The organism is Streptoverticillium olivoreticuli subsp. olivoreticuli (genome assembly GCF_003391135.1).
Lineage (GTDB): Bacteria > Actinomycetota > Actinomycetes > Streptomycetales > Streptomycetaceae > Streptomyces > Streptomyces blastmyceticus.
Window position 1 is genome coordinate 3,190,048 of the sequence record NZ_CP031455.1, and the last position, 18,972, is coordinate 3,209,019.

Annotated in this window: 15 protein-coding genes; 1 reads left to right on the forward strand and 14 read right to left on the reverse strand. The window is 71.4% G+C overall.

Annotation, left to right across the window (positions count from 1 at the left end; genetic code table 11):
- Nucleotides 1-14: 14 nt before the first annotated feature.
- A complete protein-coding gene (locus DXZ73_RS13500) occupies nucleotides 15-698 on the reverse strand; it encodes a TraR/DksA family transcriptional regulator (protein ID WP_116211239.1) in 684 nt (227 codons plus the stop codon).
- 473 nt (nucleotides 699-1,171) lie between these two features.
- Between DXZ73_RS13500 and ileS the strand changes: the two genes are divergently transcribed.
- On the forward strand, nucleotides 1,172-4,330 hold the full coding sequence (ileS, locus tag DXZ73_RS13510; RefSeq protein ID WP_116211240.1) for an isoleucine--tRNA ligase: 3,159 nt from the start codon (nucleotides 1,172-1,174) through the stop codon (nucleotides 4,328-4,330).
- 157 nt (nucleotides 4,331-4,487) lie between these two features.
- Here ileS and DXZ73_RS13515 read toward each other — a convergent pair whose 3' ends face one another.
- The 13 genes from DXZ73_RS13515 to DXZ73_RS13575 form a co-directional block, all read right to left on the reverse strand.
- Nucleotides 4,488-5,690, reverse strand: a complete 1,203-nt coding sequence (locus tag DXZ73_RS13515) for a DivIVA domain-containing protein (RefSeq protein WP_116211241.1) — start codon at nucleotides 5,688-5,690, stop codon at nucleotides 4,488-4,490.
- 61 nt (nucleotides 5,691-5,751) lie between these two features.
- Nucleotides 5,752-6,036, reverse strand: a complete 285-nt coding sequence (locus DXZ73_RS13520) for a YggT family protein (protein WP_116211242.1) — start codon at nucleotides 6,034-6,036, stop codon at nucleotides 5,752-5,754.
- 76 nt (nucleotides 6,037-6,112) lie between these two features.
- On the reverse strand, nucleotides 6,113-6,715 hold the full coding sequence (locus tag DXZ73_RS13525; protein WP_087928499.1) for a cell division protein SepF: 603 nt from the start codon (nucleotides 6,713-6,715) through the stop codon (nucleotides 6,113-6,115).
- Between the two features lie 122 nt (nucleotides 6,716-6,837).
- A complete protein-coding gene (locus DXZ73_RS13530) occupies nucleotides 6,838-7,557 on the reverse strand; it encodes a YggS family pyridoxal phosphate-dependent enzyme (RefSeq protein WP_116211243.1) in 720 nt (239 codons plus the stop codon).
- The gene (gene pgeF, locus DXZ73_RS13535) at nucleotides 7,554-8,318 is read right to left on the reverse strand and encodes a peptidoglycan editing factor PgeF (protein ID WP_425315831.1); all 765 of its coding nucleotides are present in this window, start codon (nucleotides 8,316-8,318) and stop codon (nucleotides 7,554-7,556) included. The genes DXZ73_RS13530 and pgeF overlap by 4 nt, the downstream gene beginning before the upstream one ends.
- 23 nt (nucleotides 8,319-8,341) lie before the next feature.
- A complete protein-coding gene (ftsZ, locus tag DXZ73_RS13540) occupies nucleotides 8,342-9,580 on the reverse strand; it encodes a cell division protein FtsZ (RefSeq protein ID WP_116211245.1) in 1,239 nt (412 codons plus the stop codon).
- Nucleotides 9,581-9,820: 240 nt separating this feature from the next.
- The gene (locus DXZ73_RS13545) at nucleotides 9,821-10,645 is read right to left on the reverse strand and encodes a cell division protein FtsQ/DivIB (protein WP_116211246.1); all 825 of its coding nucleotides are present in this window, start codon (nucleotides 10,643-10,645) and stop codon (nucleotides 9,821-9,823) included.
- A 29-nt stretch (nucleotides 10,646-10,674) separates the two neighbouring features.
- The gene (murG, locus tag DXZ73_RS13550) at nucleotides 10,675-11,769 is read right to left on the reverse strand and encodes an undecaprenyldiphospho-muramoylpentapeptide beta-N-acetylglucosaminyltransferase (RefSeq protein WP_116211247.1); all 1,095 of its coding nucleotides are present in this window, start codon (nucleotides 11,767-11,769) and stop codon (nucleotides 10,675-10,677) included.
- Nucleotides 11,770-11,775: 6 nt separating this feature from the next.
- Nucleotides 11,776-13,170, reverse strand: coding sequence for a putative lipid II flippase FtsW (gene ftsW / locus DXZ73_RS13555; RefSeq protein ID WP_116211248.1), 1,395 nt, complete (start codon nucleotides 13,168-13,170; stop codon nucleotides 11,776-11,778).
- A gap of 99 nt (nucleotides 13,171-13,269) precedes the next feature.
- Nucleotides 13,270-14,715: a UDP-N-acetylmuramoyl-L-alanine--D-glutamate ligase gene (murD, locus tag DXZ73_RS13560; RefSeq protein WP_240351730.1), complete on the reverse strand. Its 1,446-nt coding sequence runs from the start codon at nucleotides 14,713-14,715 to the stop codon at nucleotides 13,270-13,272.
- Complete coding sequence (mraY, locus tag DXZ73_RS13565) at nucleotides 14,715-15,779, reverse strand: phospho-N-acetylmuramoyl-pentapeptide-transferase (protein ID WP_116211250.1); 1,065 nt, start codon at nucleotides 15,777-15,779, stop codon at nucleotides 14,715-14,717. The genes murD and mraY overlap by 1 nt, the downstream gene beginning before the upstream one ends.
- Nucleotides 15,779-17,200: a UDP-N-acetylmuramoyl-tripeptide--D-alanyl-D-alanine ligase gene (locus DXZ73_RS13570; RefSeq protein WP_116211251.1), complete on the reverse strand. Its 1,422-nt coding sequence runs from the start codon at nucleotides 17,198-17,200 to the stop codon at nucleotides 15,779-15,781. The genes mraY and DXZ73_RS13570 overlap by 1 nt, the downstream gene beginning before the upstream one ends.
- A 65-nt stretch (nucleotides 17,201-17,265) precedes the next feature.
- Entirely contained in the window at nucleotides 17,266-18,966 is a 1,701-nt protein-coding gene (locus tag DXZ73_RS13575) for a UDP-N-acetylmuramoyl-L-alanyl-D-glutamate--2,6-diaminopimelate ligase (protein ID WP_116211252.1), read from the reverse strand.
- Nucleotides 18,967-18,972: the final 6 nt, after the last annotated feature.

The window sequence follows — 18,972 nt, forward strand, 5'->3', positions numbered from 1 at the left end:
CGCGCGGGCGCGGGTCAGCGGCGTTCCTGGCGCTGCTTGCACTCCACACACAGGGTGGCCCGGGGAAACGCCTGCATGCGGGCCTTGCCGATGGGCTTGCCGCAGTTGTCGCAGAGCCCGTACGTACCGGCGTCGAGCCGCTCCAGGGCGTGCTCGGTCTGCAGCAGCATCTCCTGGGCGTTGGCGGCCAGGGCCAGCTCGTGCTCACGGGTGATGTTCTTGGTGCCGGTGTCCGCCTGGTCGTCGCCGGCGCCGTCGCCCGAGTCGCGCATCAGCCCGCTGATCGCCTCCTCGGAGGCGGCGATCTCGGCCCGCAGCCGCAGCACCTCGCTCTGCAGCTCCGAGCGCGCCTCCGCGACCTCCGCGGGCGACCAGGGCTCCTCCCCGGGCCGTACGGCGAGCTCTCCGGGGGCGGGCGGCGCGGCGGGTTTCCGCGCGGGCGCGGCCTTGGCGGTCTTCTTGGCGGCTGCGGCCGCCGCCGGAGCGGTGGCCTTCTTGGCGGGTGCCGTCTTCTTGGCCACCGCCTTCGCGGGCGCGGCCTTCTTCGCCACCACGGCCTTCTTCGCCGTGGTCTTCCTGGGCGCCGTCTTCTTCGCCGATGCCGTCTTCCCGGCCGGCGCGGCCTTCTCCGCGGGCGCGGTCCCCGCCGCCTTCGCCGGGGCGGCCTTCTTCGCTGGAGCGGTCTTCTTCGCCACCATGGCCGCGACCCCTTCACATTTTATGATCTAGCGCGCGAATCGTGCCGGAACGATAAGTCTCCATCGGGCACGCGGCAACGGGGCACGCCGGTCTCCACCGTTGTGCCCCGCCCCCGGCCCTGTAATCAGCGCCCGCACGGCCCCCGCCGATATCCGGTGGGCCGTTGTCGTCGCGGGCCCGTACACTGGGCGCAGCGAGAGGCGTGGAAGGGACGAGTAGCGCCGCACGCAGCCAGGAGCGACTCGGGGACGGTGGGAGCCCGGGGGCGTGCGCGGTGTGAAGATCAGCCCTGAGCCGCCGGAAGAACGCCCCGGGTCCGCCCGGCAGGTCAGTAGAACCGGCATCGCGGCCCAATGAGGGGGCCACGGGCGCGAGCCCGCGGCCAAGGAGGGTGGTACCGCGGGAGCACCGTGCAACGGCTCTCGTCCCTCCGACGGACAGCGCAATGACGTCCCGCCGGAGGAAGCACCCGATGAGTCCGCAGCCGCAGTACCACCAGGTACCCGCTCAGGTGGACCTGCCCGCGCTCGAGCACGCCGTGCTCGATTTCTGGCGCGAGAGCAAGGTTTTCGCCCGTAGCCTCGAAGAGTCCGAGGGCCGCCCCGAGTGGGTGTTCTACGAGGGCCCCCCGACCGCCAACGGCATGCCCGGTGCCCACCACATCGAGGCCCGCGTCTTCAAGGACGTCTTCCCCCGCTTCCGCACGATGCAGGGCTACCACGTCGGCCGCAAGGCCGGCTGGGACTGCCACGGCCTGCCGGTCGAGCTCGCGGTCGAGAAGGAGCTGGGCTTCAACGGCAAGCAGGACATCGAGAAGTACGGCATCGCGGAGTTCAACGCCAAGTGCCGCGAGTCGGTGACCCGGCACACGGACGCCTTCGCCGAGCTCACCACCCGCATGGGCTATTGGGTCGACCTCGACGACGCGTACCGCACGATGGACCCGGAGTACGTCCAGTCCGTGTGGTGGTCACTGAAGGAGATCTTCAACAAGGGCCTGCTGGTCCAGGACCACCGCGTCGCCCCCTGGTGCCCCCGCTGCGGCACCGGCCTGTCGGACCACGAGCTCGCGCAGGGCTACGAGACGGTCGTCGACCCCTCCGTCTACGTCCGCCTGCCGCTGACCTCGGGCCCGCTCGCGGGCGAGGCCGCGCTGGTCATCTGGACGACCACCCCCTGGACCCTGGTCTCCAACACCGCCGTCGCCGCGCACCCCGACGTCCGCTACGTCGTCGCGACGGACGGCACGGAGAAGCTCGTCGTCGCCGAGCCGCTGCTGGAGAAGGCCCTGGGCGAGGGCTGGACGGCCACCGGTGAGTCCTTCACCGGCCGCGAGATGGAGCGCTGGACCTACCGCCGCCCGTTCGACCTGGTCGAGCTGGAGGGCGCCAACTTCGTCGTCAACGCCGAGTACGTGACGACGGAGGACGGCACCGGCCTGGTCCACCAGGCCCCCGCCTTCGGTGAGGACGACCTCCGCACCTGCCGCGGCTACGGCCTGCCGGTCGTCAACCCCGTCCGCCCGGACGGCACCTTCGAGGAGGGCCTCGCCCTCGTCGGCGGCCAGTTCTTCAAGAAGGCCGACGAGGCGCTGGTCGAGGACCTGTCCGCGCGCGGCCTGCTCTTCAAGCACGTGGCGTACGAGCACAGCTACCCGCACTGCTGGCGCTGCCACACCGCGCTGCTCTACTACGCGCAGCCCTCCTGGTACATCCGCACCACGGCCGTCAAGGACCGGCTGCTCCAGGAGAACGAGAAGACCAACTGGTTCCCGGAGTCGGTCAAGCACGGCCGCTTCGGCGACTGGCTGAACAACAACATCGACTGGGCGCTCTCCCGCAACCGCTACTGGGGCACCCCGCTGCCGATCTGGCGCTGCGAGGACGACCACCTCACCTGCGTCGGCTCGCTGGCCGAGCTGACCGAGCTGACCGGCAGCGACCAGAGCGCGCTGGACCCGCACCGCCCGTACATCGACGACGTCACCTTCACCTGCACCGCCGACGGCTGCTCGCACACCGCCGTCCGCGTGCCGGAGGTCATCGACGCCTGGTACGACTCGGGTTCCATGCCCTTCGCGCAGTGGGGCTACCCGTACAAGAACAAGGAGCTCTTCGAGAAGCGCTACCCGGCGCAGTTCATCTCGGAGGCCATCGACCAGACCCGCGGCTGGTTCTACACCCTGATGGCCGTGGGCACCCTCGTCTTCGACAAGTCGTCGTACGAGAACGTGGTCTGCCTCGGCCACATCCTCGCCGAGGACGGCCGGAAGATGTCCAAGCACCTGGGCAACATCCTCCAGCCGATCCCGCTGATGGACCAGCACGGCGCCGACGCCGTCCGCTGGTTCATGGCCGCCGGCGGCTCCCCGTGGGCCGCGCGCCGCGTCGGGCACGGCACGATCCAGGAGGTCGTCCGCAAGACGCTCCTCACCTACTGGAACACGGTCGCCTTCCAGGCGCTCTACGCCCGGACGTCCGGCTGGGCGCCCTCCGCGTCCGACCCGGCCCCGGCCGACCGCCCGCTGATCGACCGCTGGCTGCTCAGCGAGCTCAACGCGCTGACCGACCAGGTCACCCAGGCCCTGGAGTCCTACGACACCCAGCGCGCGGGCAAGCTGCTGTCCTCCTTCGTGGACGACCTGTCGAACTGGTACGTGCGGCGCTGCCGCCGCCGGTTCTGGCAGGGTGACGCGGCCGCGCTGCGCACCCTGCACGAGGTCGTCGAGACGGTCACCCGGCTGATGGCGCCCCTGGTGCCGTTCATCACCGAGCGCGTATGGCAGGATCTCGTGGTCCCGGTGGACCCGGAGGCCCCCGAGTCGGTGCACCTGGCGACCTGGCCGCAGGCCGACACCGCCCTGATCGACCCCGAGCTGTCCCAGCAGATGCTGCTCGTGCGGCGCCTGGTCGAGCTGGGCCGCGCCACCCGCGCGGAGTCCGGCGTCAAGACCCGGCAGCCGCTGTCCCGCGCGCTGGTCGCGGCCGCCGGCTTCGAGGCCCTGGGCCCGGAGCTGCGCGCCCAGATCACCGAGGAGCTGAACGTCTCCTCGCTCGCCTCCCTCTCGGAGGTGGGGGGCTCGCTGGTCGACACCACCGCGAAGGCCAACTTCCGGGCGCTCGGCCGCCGGTTCGGCAAGGGCGTCCAGGCCGTGGCCAAGGCCGTCGCCGAGGCGGACGCCGCGGCGCTGTCGCTGGCCCTGCGCGCGGGCACCGCGTCCGTGGCCGTGGACGGCGAGACCGTGACGCTCTCCCCCGACGAGGTCATCATCACCGAAACCCCGCGCGAGGGCTGGTCGGTGGCCTCCGACTCGGGCGCGACGGTGGCCCTCGACCTGGAGATCACCCCGGAGCTGCGCCGCGCGGGCCTGGCCCGTGACGCGATCCGGCTGATCCAGGAGGCCCGCAAGAACAGCGGCCTCGACGTCGCCGACCGGATCGCCCTGCGCTGGGTCTCCTCGGACGAGGAGACCACCACCGCGCTGGTCGAGCACTCCGGGCTCATCGCGGACGAGGTGCTCGCCACGGCCTTCTTGAACGAGCACGGCGTATCCGGCGGGGCCGACGACTCCTACGGCGAGTCGTTCGAGGACGAGGGCCTCGGTCTGACGTTCCGCCTCCGCAAGGCGTAACGAACCCACAAGAGCCGGTCGTCCGGGAGCTGCGTGCTCCCGGACGGCCGGCTCTTCGCTGTGCGTTCCACCCTGTGGGGGACATACGGGAAACGGGCCGGGCCCGGGACAGATGTCCCGGGCCCGGCCCGCTGATTGCCGACGGCGGCGCCGCGGCTTAGTTGTCGTCCTCGTCGATCAGGAAGCCGCGCATCGGCGACGGCGCCTGCTGCATCGGCTGCTGGCCCTGGGGCCGGACCGGTGCCATCGGCTGGGTCATCGCCGGGGACATCTGCTGCTGGCCGCCGTACGACGGAGCACCCATCGAGGTGTTGCCACCCATGGAGGTGTTACCGCCCATGGACGGGTTGCCGCCCATGCTGTGGCCACCCATGCCCGCACCTGCCGAGGCCATGGACCCGCTCATCGACGGGGCCGCGGGCAGCGACGGGGTGTTGGGGTTGCGCGGCGGGGCCAGCGAGTCGTCCGCCTGGTTCTCCAGCTGACGCAGCTGGCTCTCCAGGTAGGACTTCAGACGCGTGCGGTACTCGCGCTCGAAGCCGCGCAGGTCCTCGACCTTGCGCTCCAGCGTGGCGCGGGCGGACTCCAGGGAGCCCATCGCGACACGGTGCTTCTCCTGCGCGTCCCGCTCCAGGGCGTCGGCCTTGGCGCGGGCGTCCCGCTCCAGACCCTCGGCCCTGCTGCGCGCCTCGCCGACGATCTTGTTGGCCTCGGAACGGGCCTCCGCGATCGCCTGGTCGGCGGTCTGCTGAGCGAGCGACAGCACACGAGCGGCGCTGTCACCGCCCGGTCCCTGACCCGGCTGGGGCAGCTGCGGGCCGGGGCCGCCCATCGGGCCGTTCTGGCCCATGGCGTTCTGACCCATGGGGCCGTTCTGCCCCATTCCGTTCTGACCCATGCCGTTCTGGCCCATCGGGCCGTTCTGTCCCATGGGGCCGCCCATCGGGCCACCCATCGGACCGTTCTGTCCCATCGGGCCGGGACCGTGCGGGCCCTGGGGACCGTGGCCGTGACCGCCGGGGCCTGCCGGAAGCTGCGGGGCACCGCCCGGCAGCTGCGGCGGGCCGCCCATCTGCTGTTGCTGCGGCACCGGCTGCGGTCCGGATATGGCAGCGGGCACCGGAGCGCCGGGCCGCTGGTCCTGCGGCTCGGGCTTGCGCATTCCCTGCTGCTGGTTCTGCGCGGCGGCACGCGTGGCGGCGGCCAGCTTCGCGCGCAGGTCCTCGTTCTCCCGGAGCAGTCGGGTCAGTTCGGCCTCGACCTCGTCTAGAAAGGCATCGACCTCGTCCTCGTCATAGCCTTCTCGGAGACGGACGGTCGTGAACTGCTTGTTCCGCACATCCTCGGGGGTCAACGGCATCTCTTCTTCACCTCAACGTAGTCGTCGGCAATCGGCAAGACCGTATCGTTCACAGCCGCGTTCACAGCCGGCTCACGACGGTGATCAGGATGTAGACGATGATCATCAGTACGAAGAAGGACAGGTCGAGCGCCACGCCCCCGAGACGCAGCGGCGGGATGACCCGCCGCAGAAGCTTGAGTGGCGGATCGGTGACAGTGTAGGTGGCCTCAAGGACGACCACCATCGCCTTACCGGGTTGCCATGAGCGTGCGAACTGGAAGACGTAATCCATCACCAGCCGGAAGATCAGCACGAACAGGAAGCAGTACAACGCGATGTAGATCACCTGTAGTGCGATGCCCATCTCGCGCTTCCCTCTCCCCTTGCTCGTACCCGGCCTGTCGGGCCGTCATTCATCCGGCATTGACCGGTTTTGCGTCTCAGCTCTGATTGAAGAACCCACCCTCTGCGATGCGGGCCTTGTCCTCCGCCGTGACATCGACGTTAGCAGGAGACAGCAGGAACACCTTCTGCGTCACCCGCTCGATGCTGCCGTGGAGTCCGAAGACCAGACCGGCGGCGAAGTCGACAAGTCGCTTCGCGTCCGTGTCGTCCATCTCCGTGAGATTCATGATCACGGGGGTGCCCTCGCGGAAGTGTTCCCCGATGGTACGGGCCTCGTTGTAGGTCCGGGGGTGCAATGTCGTGATGCGGTAGGGCTCCCGCTCGGACACAACCTTGGGCATGATCACCGGTGCGTTCTTCTCCAGAGAGTGGCGTTCGGGTGTGATGGACGCCACGGGGGCGATTCGGGCGGGTCGTCCCGTTTCCGCTACGAGCGGAGCGGGTTCGCGCTGTGCCGGCGGCTGGGCGACTCGAACCGGTTCGTCCGGTTGCGTCTGTTGGGACTGATGCTGCTGCCTGCGTCGGTCGGGCTCCGGCTCGGGCTCGAACTCGTCATCGGGGTCGAACCCCGGGCCGTCGTACCCATCGTCCTCCACGAGGCCGAGGTAGACCGCCATCTTGCGCATCGCGCCGGCCATTCTCTGCGTCCTCCGCTCTGTGGTGGATCGGCTCCGTCAACGGCGCCTTGGATCCACTTGGTCTGCCCACCTTTTGGTGGGATTGACCATATTTTCTGCTGTGGTCCGACTTCTTGGCGACGTTACCCGAGCCCGGGTCGGACTCCGAGTACCGCCGATCCGACACGTACATGTGTCGCCCCGGCTGCCACGGCGTCATCCAGGTCCGCGCTCATCCCTGCTGACACCATGTTCGCAGCAGGATGGGCCGCGCGCAGGCCCGTTGAGATTTCCATCAGCCGGTCGAATGCCGCCCGGGGCCGTCCCGCGTAAGGGCCGGCGAGCGGAGCGACCGTCATCAGACCGGCGGGACGCAGCCCTTCGGCGGCGGCGATCGCGTCCGCGAGGACGGCGACCCCGTCCGGCGCGACACCACCCCGGTCGCCCCGCTCTCCCGACTCCGCGTCAAGAGCCACCTGGATCAGGCAGTCCAGCTCGCGTCCGGCTCGAACGGCCACGGCGGAGAGGGCGGTGACCAGTCTGATTCGGTCGACAGAGTGCACCACATCGGCATAACTCACCACCGAACGGACCTTGTTCGTCTGCAATTGTCCGACGAAGTGCCAGGTCAGTGGCAGATCCGCGCACTCGGCGGCCTTGGGGGCGGCGTCCTGGTCGCGGTTCTCCGCGACGTGCCGGACCCCCAGTTCCGAGAGAAGGCGCACATCGCTCGCGGGGTAGGTCTTGGTGACCACGACGAGGGTCACTTCTTCGCGCTCGCGTCCGGCCGCGGCGCACGCTGCGGAGATACGTTCCTCCACGCGCGCCAGATTGGCGGCCAGTTCCGTTCTGCGGTCCGTCACAGCTCAGCGTCCAACCAGACATAGCTCGCGAGCCGCCCGGTGACGTGCTCGCGTCGGTACGAGAAGTGGTCTGCCGACTCCAGCGTACAAATGTGAGATTGTCCGCTGATATTCACACCAAGTCGGTGCAGTTGTGCACAAACCCCCGCGGCGACGTCCACCGCCGGGGTGCCCTTGCGGGTGGTGGCCCAGGCCTCGGCCACGGCCGCGGTGACCTCGGCGCGCATCGCCTCGGGCACCTCGTAGCAGAAGCCGCAGACCGAGGGGCCGGTGTGGGCGATGATCCGGGCGGGGTCGGCACCCAGCGCGATCATCGCCTCGACGGTGGCGGGGACGACTCCGGCGACCAGTCCCGGGCGGCCGGCGTGGGCCGCGCCCGTGATCCCGGCGACCGGGTCGGCGAGCAGGACCGGGGTGCAGTCCGCGGTGAGCACCGCGAGTGCCAGGCCGCGACGGGCCGTCACCACTCCGTCGACCGCGGGAATCTCCTCGGTGCCGCCGGCACCCCACGGTCCGTCGACCACGGCCACGTCCCGGCCGTGCACCTGGTTCATCCAGACGACCGCCGCCGGGTCGAGGCCGAGCGACTTCGCGGTCCGCTCCCGGTTGGCGCGCACGGCGGCGGGGTCGTCACCGACCGCGCCGCCCAGGTTGAGCTCGTCATACGGAGCGGCGCTCACCCCGCCCCACCTGTCGGTGAAGGCGAAGTGCGCGCCGCTCGCGTGCTGTTCGGATGTCACTGCGTGTTGATGCCCTATCACTTTGGGCCGCTCGGTCGCGGGTCCTACTTGAGGAAGTCCGGGACGTCGAGTTCCTCGGCGGTCGAGTCCTGGTAGGGCCGGGCCGGCGGGACCTGCGGGGAGGACACCGGCGGCGGGGGGACCTCGCCGACCGGCGACTCGGTGCCCGAGGGCTCCTCGGTGCGCGGGGTCACGCTGCCGAGACCGCCGAAGGAGGAGCGGACCGGCTCGGCCTGAGGGGACTGGCGCGGGGCCGCGGCCGACGCGGTGCTCTCCTCACGGCCGTTGCCGTAGGAGGAGCCGAGCACCTTGTCGCGGCTGCCCTTGGCCGGCGGCTGCCCGCCGTCGAAGCCGGCCGCGATGACCGTGACCCGGACCTCGTCACCGAGGGCGTCGTCGATGACGGCGCCGAAGATGATGTTGGCCTCGGGGTGGGCCGCCTCGCTGACCAGCTGCGCCGCCTCGTTGATCTCGAAGAGACCGAGGTCGGAGCCGCCGGAGATGGAGAGCAGCACACCACGGGCGCCGTCGATGGACGCCTCCAGGAGCGGCGAGGAGATCGCCATCTCCGCGGCGGCCACCGCGCGGTCGTCGCCGCGGGCGGAGCCGATCCCCATGAGCGCCGATCCGGCCTCGGACATCACGGACTTGACGTCGGCGAAGTCGAGGTTGATCAGGCCGGGGGTGGTGATGAGGTCGGTGATGCCCTGGACACCCGACAGCAGCACCTGGTCCGCGGACTTGAACGCGTCGAGCACGCTCACCTGACGGTCCGAGATGGACAGGAGTCGGTCGTTGGGGATCACGATGAGGGTGTCGACCTCGTCGCGCAGACCCGCGATGCCGTCCTCCGCCTGGTTCGCCCGGCGGCGGCCCTCGAAGGTGAACGGCCGGGTGACCACACCGATCGTCAGGGCGCCCAGCGAGCGGGCGATGTTGGCGACGACGGGGGCGCCACCGGTGCCGGTGCCGCCGCCCTCGCCCGCGGTCACGAAGACCATGTCGGCCCCCTTGAGGACCTCCTCGATCTCCTCGCGGTGGTCTTCGGCCGCCTTGCGGCCGACATCGGGGTTGGCGCCGGCGCCGAGGCCGCGGGTGAGCTCACGGCCGACGTCCAGCTTGACGTCGGCGTCGCTCATCAGCAGGGCCTGCGCATCGGTATTGATCGCGATGAACTCGACGCCCTTGAGACCGACCTCGATCATCCGGTTGATGGCGTTCACGCCACCGCCGCCGATACCGACGACCTTGATGACTGCGAGGTAGTTCTGCGGTGCTGCCACGTCGAAGGCCTCTCGCCTCGAGTTACGTATGCCTGGGGGACGGTTCTCATGCCGACCCGAACCCTCAACGTGAAGTTTAGGGTTACCGGTGCCGCTGTTCGCCGGGGTTCTCCGAACAGGACACTAAGTCGACAAGTGGCGCGTGTTCAACGAACACGCCGAACCTCCCGTTTTTCTTTTCACCCTATGTGATCACCCATAGCCGTAGCCAGTCAGGGTGCTGTCCGACCCTTCGGCCCGTCAACTCCCCGACACCGCCGGAGCGCTGGGGGCGCTCACATCGAAGCGACCGGCACCCCGCGCCGCTTTCAGCAATGCCGTGAGCGTACGGGCTTTCGCGTCGCCCCGCTCGCCGCTCCCCCAGACCACCGTCCGACCACCCGTCAGATCGAGGGTGATGGAGTCGTACGAGCGTACGTGGATGACGCGGGTGTCCGCGCGCACCCCGTCGGGCAGCGACTCGGCCACCCGTACGCCCTCCCGCTCCAGGCGCCCGGTGCCGAAGCGGCGCAGGCTCGGCGAGTCGGCGGCCTCCACGGACAGCCGTGGCACGCTCTGCGGGGCGCGGTCGACTGTGGCGAACCGCACGCCCGTACCGTCGATTTCGATGAACTTTCCGCCCTTTTCGACGATCGCCCTGGGCTGTCGCTCGACCACTTTCAGGTCGATCGTGTGCGGCCAGGACCGTTCGACGGAGACCGTGTCGATCCTCGGCAGCGCCTTGCGCAGCCGGTCCGCGATGGCGTCGGTGTCCACCGAGACGAGGGGCTCGCCGAGGGGGGTGGCGGCCGCCGCCCGTACCTCTTCGGGGGTCAGCACGCGCGCGCCGCTGACGTCCACCTGCGTGGCGCGCAGCCAGCTGGAGCCGTAGAACGCCCAGCCGACGGCTGAGCCGGCGAGCGTGGTGACGACCACCCAGAAGACGATCCGGCGGCGGCGCGTGGGCCGGGAGCGGCGCGGGGCGCGCCCGGCGGCGGGCCGGGAGGGGCCGGACCGCACCGATTTCCCGCTCTTCGCGTTCTTGCTCTTCGAGCCACCGCGCTGAGCGGTCGTCGGTCCGGCCACGCTCCCCAGCCTCCTGCTCCCGCGGGCCCTCAGCCCGCCCTGCGTGCGGCAATCGCCTCATAGACCATGCCGACGAGCAGCTCGTCGGCGTCGCGCCGCCCGAACTCGGAGGCGGCGCGGGACATCTCGTACAGCCGGTGCGGGTCGGCGAGCACCGGGAGTACCTGGCTCTGCACCCATTCGGGGCTCAGCTCGGCGTCGTCGACCAGCAGGCCGCCGCCCGCCTTGACCACCGGCTGGGCGTTGAGCCGCTGTTCGCCGTTGCCGATGGGCAGCGGGACGTAGGCGGCCGGGAGCCCGACGGCGGACAGCTCGGCGACGGTCATCGCACCCGCGCGGCAGAGCATCATGTCGGCCGCGGCGTACGCGAGATCCATCCGGTCCACGTACGGTACCGGGACATAGGGCGGCATACCGGGCATGTTGTCCACATGCGGCAGGTCGTTCTTCGGACCGACCGCGTGCAGGATCTGGATGCCGGAGCGCTGGAGCGCCGGGGCGACGGCCTGGACGACCTCGTTGAGCCTGCGGGCACCCTGCGAACCGCCGGAGACCAGCAGGGTCGGCAGGCTGGGGTCGAGCCCGAAGTAGGCCCGCGCCTCCGGCCGGGCGGCGCCGCGGTCGAGGGTGGCGATGGTGCGGCGCAGCGGGATGCCCACATAGCGGGCGTTGCGCAGCTTGCTGTCCGGCGTGGACACCGCGACCCCGGCGGCGTAGCGCGAGCCGATCTTGTTGGCGAGGCCGGGGCGCGCGTTGGCCTCGTGCACGATGATCGGCACGCCGAGCCGCTTGGCGGCCAGGTAGCCGGGCAGCGCCACATAGCCGCCGAAGCCGACCACGCAGTCCGCCTTGGTGCGCTCGAGGATCTGCTCGGCGGCCTTGATCGTGCCGCGCAGCCGCCCGGGGACGGTGATCAGCTCTGGTGTGGGCTTGCGCGGCAGGGGGACGGCGGGGATCAGGCCCAGCTCATAGCCCCGCTCGGGCACGAGCCGGGTCTCCAGGCCCCGCTCCGTGCCGAGCGCCGTGATCCCCACGGTCGGGTCCTGCCTGCGCAGGGCGTCCGCGAGGGCGAGCGCGGGCTCGATGTGGCCGGCGGTCCCCCCGCCGGCGAGTACGACATGCACCGAAATTCACCGCTCTCCGGACGGTCGCTTCTTGACGCGCCGTCTCATCGTCTTCCATCTCACCCCAGGCTGCCGCATGGCCAGCGCCGCCCGCGCACCGGGTTCGTCGCGCGCGAAGGCGATCAGCAGTCCGATGGCGAACATGGTCGGCAGCAGGGCGGACCCTCCGTAGGAGAACAGCGGCAGGGGGACACCGGCGATCGGCAGCAGGCCGAGCACCGCACCGATGTTGACCACGGCCTGAGCCATGATCCAGGTGGTCACACCTCCCGCGGCGTACCTCACGAAGGGGTCCTCCGTGCGTCCGGCCACGCGGATACCCGCATAGCCTAGAGCCGCGAAGAGGGCGAGTACGGACAGCGTCCCCGCCAGACCGAGCTCCTCGCCGGTGATGGCGAAGATGAAGTCGGTGTGGGGTTCTGGGAGTTCGCCCCATTTCTCCACACTCGCACCGAGGCCGGCACCGAACCAGCCTCCGTTGGCCAGCGCGTAGATTCCGTGCACCGCCTGCCAGCACTGGTCATTGGTGCCGGGGTCGGTGGCACCGATGCAGGCGAGGCGGGACATCCGGTTGGCACTGGTCTTGATGAACAGCACCGCGAGCAGGGCGGTGACGCCGAACACCCCGGAGAAGAGCCGGGTGGGGGCTCCCGCGATCCACAGCAGCCCCAGCAGCACCGCGGTGAGGACGACGGTGGTCCCCATGTCACCGCCCAGCATGATGAGCCCGAGCAGCACGAAGGTGACGGGCACCAGGGGCACGAGCAGGTGCTTCCACTGGGTGAGCAGCTTCTTGGCCTGTTTGCGGGCGAGCAGGTCGGCGCCCCACAGCACCAGCGCCAGCTTGGCGAACTCGCTGGGCTGCATCTGGAAGGGGCCGCCCAGGGCGATCCAGTTGGTGTTGCCGTTGATGGTCTCCCCGATGCCGGGCACCTGCACCAGGCAGAGCAGGAAGAGCGACCCGGCGAGCGCGGGATAGGCGAAGGCCCGCAGCAGCCGCACGGGCATCCGCGCGGCCGCGAGCAGCAGCACGGCGCCGATGGCGGCGGCCAGCAGCTGCTTGCGGAAGAAGAAGCTGGGGGGCAGGCCGTTCTGCAGCGCCTTGATCTGGGAGGCGGAGTAGACCATCACCAGGCCGAGGACGATGATCAGCAGGGAGCCGCCCAGGACGAGGTAGTACGCCGTCAGGGGGCGGTCCCAGGCGCGCCTGGCGCGGCCGTGGAGGGTCCGCAGGCCGCCCAGCAGGGTGCCGCGCGGCCGCCGGGGCCCGCCGGGGCCGCCCGTGCGCCCACGGCCCGCAGCGGGGCGGGGGCGGGCCGTCCCCGCGGGCCGGGAGCGCGCGACGGGGCCGCGCAGCGCCGTCCACGCGCCGGGCGGCCGCGCGATGTGATCCGCGTGCATCCGGGTGTCCCCTTCGCTGGTCTCCCGCGCCGCCCGGTCACGCCGCCGGAGTCTCCGGTGATTTCCGGGAGATCACCGAGGACCTTGGGGACCGTGCGGCTACTCGTCCGTGCCGCGGCCCGGCTCCGAGCCGGCCAGGGCCCGGACCGCCTCGGCGAATGCCTCGCCGCGCTTGTTGTAGTTGACGAACATATCCATCGAGGCGCAGGCCGGGGCCATGAGTACGGTGTCCCCCGGGCCGGCGAGCCGCGCGGCCTCCTGCACCGCCGCGGCCATCGCCCCAGTGTCGGTCCGGTCGAGGTCGACCACCGGGACATCCGGGGCGTGTCGCGCCAGCGCTTGGGCGATCAGCGCCCGGTCGGCGCCGATGAGGACGACTCCGCGCAGCCGCTTCGCGGACCTGGCCACGAGGTCGTCGAAGGTGGCGCCCTTGGCGAGGCCGCCCGCGATCCACACGATCGAGTCGTAGGCCGCCAGGGACGCCTGGGCGGCGTGGGTGTTGGTGGCCTTGGAGTCGTCCACGTAGGCGACGCCGTCGACGTCCGCGACGTGGGCGATGCGGTGGGCGTCCGGCCGGAAGGCGCGCAGCCCGTCCCGTACGGCCGCGGGCTGGACGCCGAAGGCGCGGGCGAGGGCGGCGGCCGCGAGGGCGTTGGCGATGTTGTGCGGGGCCGCCGGCTTGATGTCGGAGACCTCGGCGAGCTCCTGGGCGTTCTTCTGCCGGTCCGCGACGAAGGCCCGGTCGACGAGGATGCCGTCGACGACGCCGAGCATGGACAGGCCGGGCGGGCCGAGGGTGAAGCCGATCGCGCGGCAGCCCTCCTCGACGTCCGCCTCGCGCACCAGGTGCTCGGTACGGGCGTCGGAGGCGTTGTAGACGCAGGCGACCTGGTTGCCCTCGTAGATGTGGCCCTTGTCGGCGGCGTACGCCTGCATGGAGCCGTGCCAGTCGAGGTGGTCGGGCGCGAGGTTGAGGACGGCCGCGGAGTGGGCGCGCACGGAGGGCGCCCAGTGCAGCTGGTAGCTGGAGAGCTCGACGGCGAGGACGTCGTAGGGCTCGTCGGAGAGCACGACGTCGATGATCGGCGTGCCGATGTTGCCGACGGCGGCGGTGCGCAGTCCGGCGGCCTCCAGGATGGCGGCGAGCATCTGGACGGTCGTGGTCTTGCCGTTGGTGCCCGTGACGGCGAGCCACGGCGCGGCGCCCTCGCCGCGCAGCCGCCAGGCGATCTCGACGTCGCCGACCACGTCGACGCCCGCCCCGGCCGCGGCCGTGAAGAGCGGGCTGTCGGGCTTCCAGCCCGGCGAGGTGACGACCAGTCCGGTGCCCTCGGGCAGGGTGGTGGCGTCACCGAGACGGACGGTGACGCCCTCCGCCCGGAGGGCGGCGGCGCGCTCGCGCAGCGCCTCGCTGTCGCCGCCGTCCACGACGGTCACCAGGGCGCCGAGACCGGCCAGGGCGCGGGCGGCGCTGACGCCGCTCACGCCGAGGCCGGCGACGGTGATGTGCTTGCCGGTCCAGGCCGTGCTGTTCGGGGCGGGGATCACTTGATGGCCAACCATCCGGCGTAGAAGATTCCGAGACCGACGGCGACGCACAGGCCCTGGATGATCCAGAACCGGACCACCACAAGGACCTCGCTCCACCCCTTGAGTTCGAAGTGGTGCTGGAGCGGGGCCATCCGGAAGACGCGCTTCCCGGTCATCCGGAAGGAGCCGACCTGGATGACCACGGACATGGTGATCAGGACGAACAGGCCGCCGAGGAGGGCCAGCAGCAGCTCGGTGCGGGAGCAGATGGCCAGTCCCGCCAGCGCGCCGCCGAGGGCGAGCGAGCCGGTGTCGCCCATGAAGATCTTGGCGGGCGAGGTGTTCCACCACAGGAAGCCGAAGCAGGAGCCCATCAGGGCCGAGGCGACCACGGCGAGGTCGAGCGGGTCGCGCACCTCGTAGCAGGCGGCGCCGGCGGTCAGCGGGTTGCCGCAGGACTGGCCGTGCTGCCAGGTGCCGATGAAGACGTAGGCGCCGAAGACCATCACGGACGCGCCGGTGGCGAGGCCGTCGAGGCCGTCGGTGAGGTTCACGCCGTTCGACATCGCGAGGATCATGAACAGCGCCCAGACGACGAAGATGACCGGGCCGACCGACCAGCCGAAGTCCTGGGTGAAGGAGAGCCGGGTGGAGGCCGGGGTCTGGCCGCGGGTGTCCGCGAACTGGAGCGCCAGCACGGCGAAGGCGATGCCGACGATCAGCTGTCCGGCCATCTTGGCCTTGGCGCGCAGGCCCAGGCTCCGCTGCTTGACGATCTTGATGTAGTCGTCGAGGAAGCCGACGAGGCCCATGCCCGCCGTCAGGAACAGCACCAGCAGGCCCGACGTCGTCGGCTCCTTGCTGGTGATGACCTTGGTGACGGCGTACGCGATGAGCGTGGCCAGGATGAAGGCGATGCCACCCATGGTGGGCGTGCCCTTCTTCCCGGCGTGGCCGCGCGGGCCGTCGTCACGGATGAACTGGCCGTAGCCCTTGCGGGCCAGGAACTTGATCAGCAGCGGGGTGCCGACCAGGGTCAGGACGAGACCGATGACACCCGCGAAGAGGATCTGGTTCATCAGCGGGCACCCTCGCCCTCGCCCGCGAGCAGCGCTTGGGCGACCCGCTCGAGACCGGCCGACCTGGACGCCTTCAACAGCACGACGTCACCCGGGCGCAGCTCGCTGCGCAACAGGTCGACCGCCGCCTGCACGTCGGACACGTGCACCGACTCCTCACCCCACGAACCCTCGTTATAGGCGCCCATCTGCAGCCAGGCCGCTTCCCTGCCCCCGACTGCCACGAGCTTGCTGACGTTGAGCCGGACGGCGAGCCGTCCGACCGCGTCGTGCTCGGCGAGCGCGTCGTCACCGAGCTCGGCCATCTGACCGAGCACGGCCCACGTGCGGCCCCCCTTCGCCGTGGCGGCCTGTCCCATGGCGGCCAGCGCGCGCAGCGCGGCTCGCATGGATTCGGGGTTCGCGTTGTAGGCGTCGTTGACGATCGTCACGCCGTCCGCACGCTCGGTGACCTCCATCCGCCAGCGGGAGAGCTGGCCCGCCCCGGAGAGCGCGGTGGCGATCTCCTGTGCGGGCATGCCCAGCTCATGGGCGACGGCGGCGGCGGCGAGCGCGTTCGACACGTGGTGCTCACCGTACAGCCGCATGGTCACGTCCCCGCACCCGGTGGGTGTGTGAAGCGTGAAGGCGGGCTGTCCGGTCGCGGTGAGGCGGACGTCCTCGGCGCGGATGTCCGCGTCGGCGGCCTCGCCGAAGAGGACGATGCGGGCCTTGGTACGGCTGCTCATGGCGCGGACCAGCGGGTCGTCGGCGTTGAGGACGGCGACGCCGCCCTCCTCGGCCGTCGGCAGCACCTCGACCAGCTCGCCCTTGGCCCGGGCGATCTGCTCGCGGCCGCCGAACTCGCCGATGTGGGCGGTGCCGACGTTGAGGACGAGTCCGATGCGCGGTGGGGTGAGCTCGGCGAGGTAGCGGATGTGGCCGATGCCGCGGGCGCCCATCTCCAGGACGAGGTGGCGGGTGTCCTCGTCCGCGCGCAGCGCGGTGAGCGGCAGGCCGATCTCGTTGTTGAAGTTGCCGGGCGGGCCGACGGTGGGGCCGAGGCGCTCCAGGAGCTGTGCGATGAGGTCCTTGGTGCTGGTCTTGCCCGCGGAGCCGGTGAGCGCGACGACGGTGGCGTCGAGCCGCTCGACGACGGCGCGCGCGAGCGTGCCCAGGGCGGTCACCACGTCGTCGACGACGATGGCGGGGACGCCGACGGGCCGGGCGGCCAGCACGGCCACGGCGCCCGCGGCGACGGCGCGCTCGGCGTAGTCGTGGCCGTCGACGTTGTCCCCGGGCAGGGCGGCGAAGAGGCTGCCGGGCCGTACCTCACGGGAGTCGATCACGACCGGGCCGTCGGCCGTGCGGCCCGGGTCCGGTATGTCGTGCTGCTGCCCGCCGACAATGGCGGCGATCTCGGCGAGGGACAGAGCGATCACTGGGAATTACCTCCGTCCGTTCGGGAGTGCTGCCGGGGGGAGGGTTGTGCGCGCATGGCGGTCTGTCATCCCTGGTCGTTCCGGTGCGTGTGGGCCGCGGCGCGGCGCTCGATGGCCTCGCGCAGCACCAGGCGGTCGTCGAAGGGACGGACGACTCCGGCGATGTCCTGGCCCTGTTCGTGGCCCTTGCCGAGGACGACGACGGTGTCGCCGGGTTCGGCCCGGGCGACCGCGGCGGCGATGGCGTCGGCCCGCTCCTCCGCGAGGAGGACCGTGCCGCGCTCGTGGGCGGGCACCTCGGCGGCGCCCGCGAGCATGGTGGCGAGGATCGCGAGGGGATCCTCGGAGCGGGGGTTGTCGGAGGTCAGCACGGCGGTGTCGGCGAGCCGGGCCAGCGCGGCGCCCATGGGGGCGCGCTTGGTGGTGTCGCGGTCGCCGCCGCAGCCGAGTACGGCGTGGACGCGGCCGGTGCCGACCTTGCGCAGGGCGCGGAGAACCGATTCGACGGCGTCCGTCTTGTGCGCGTAGTCGACGACGGCGAGGTAGGGCTGGCCCGCGTCGACGCGCTCCAGGCGGCCGGGGACGCCGGGGACGGCGGCGACGCCGTCGGCGGCGGCCTGCGGGTCGACCCCGGCGGCGACGAGGGCGGTGACGGCCGCGAGGGCGTTGGCGACGTTGAACGGGCCGGCCAGCGGGGACCGGGCCCGTACGGACTCGCCGTTCGGCCCGAGGACGGTGAAGACCGAGTCGAACGGGCCGATCTCGACATCCGCCGCGCGCCAGTCGGCGTCGGGGTGGCCCTCGGCGGAGAAGGTGACGACGGGCACCTCGGAGACGCCGTCGGCGAGCCTGCGGCCGTACTCGTCGTCGAGGTTGACGACGCCGGCGCGGCTGCGGGCCTTGGTGAAGAGCTCCGCCTTGGCCTGGAAGTAGTCCTCCATGCCGGAGTGGAACTCCATGTGCTCCGGGCTGAGGTTGTTGAAGACCGCGACGTCGAAGACGCAGCCGTCGACCCGGCCGAGCCGCAGTGCGTGGCTGGAGACCTCCATGGCGACCGAGCGGACGCCGCGCTCGCGCATCACCGCGAAGAGCGCCTGGAGGTCGGTGGCCTCGGGCGTGGTGCGCTCGGACTTGATGCGCTCGTCACCGATGCGCGACTCCACCGTGCCGATGAGGCCGGTGAGGCCGCCGAGGGCCTTGAGCCCGCCTTCGATGAGGTACGCGGTGGTGGTCTTGCCCGAGGTGCCGGTGATCCCGATCTGGAGCAGGTCGTGGCCCGGCTGTCCGTAGATCGTGGCGGCGAGCTCACCCATCCGGCCGCGCGGGTCGTCCACGGTGAGGACGGGCAGGCCGGTGGCGGCGGCGCGCCCTGCGCCCGCCGGGTCGGTCAGCACCGCGGCGGCGCCGAGGCCGGCGGCCTGGGCGGCGAAGTCCGCGCCGTGGAAGCGGGCGCCGGGCAGGGCGGCGTAGACGTCGCCCGGCCGCACGGCCCGCGAGTCGTGGGTGATGCCGGTGACGGCTTCGCCCTGGACTGCGGGAGCGGGGATGCCCAGCTGACCGGCCAGCTCCGCGAGGGGCACGGGGCGGACCTGGGTGGGGCGGGGCGCTCCCGGCTGTACGGGCTGTACGGCGGGGGCGTCCTTGGGGCTGGTGTGGGACTGATCAGCGTGGGGCACGGCGGTGAGCGTACCGGGCGCACCCGCTCCGTCGCGAAGCGAGGGGCGCACCGCGCCGCGGTTCCCGGGATCCGGAGTGATCGTCGTCACGGCCTG

Excerpts from the sequence above, each read along its gene's own strand:
- mraY (WP_116211250.1), bottom strand. The coding sequence starts at position 15,779 with ATGAACCAGATCCTCTTCGCGGGTGTCATCGGTCTCGTCCTGACCCTG.
- DXZ73_RS13525 (WP_087928499.1), bottom strand. The coding sequence starts at position 6,715 with ATGGCCGGCGCGATGCGCAAGATGGCGGTCTACCTCGGCCTCGTGGAG.
- ileS (WP_116211240.1), top strand. The coding sequence starts at position 1,172 with ATGAGTCCGCAGCCGCAGTACCACCAGGTACCCGCTCAGGTGGACCTG.
- DXZ73_RS13500 (WP_116211239.1), bottom strand. The coding sequence starts at position 698 with ATGGTGGCGAAGAAGACCGCTCCAGCGAAGAAGGCCGCCCCGGCGAAG.
- DXZ73_RS13515 (WP_116211241.1), bottom strand. The coding sequence starts at position 5,690 with ATGCCGTTGACCCCCGAGGATGTGCGGAACAAGCAGTTCACGACCGTC.
- ftsW (WP_116211248.1), bottom strand. The coding sequence starts at position 13,170 with ATGCACGCGGATCACATCGCGCGGCCGCCCGGCGCGTGGACGGCGCTG.
- DXZ73_RS13520 (WP_116211242.1), bottom strand. The coding sequence starts at position 6,036 with ATGGGCATCGCACTACAGGTGATCTACATCGCGTTGTACTGCTTCCTG.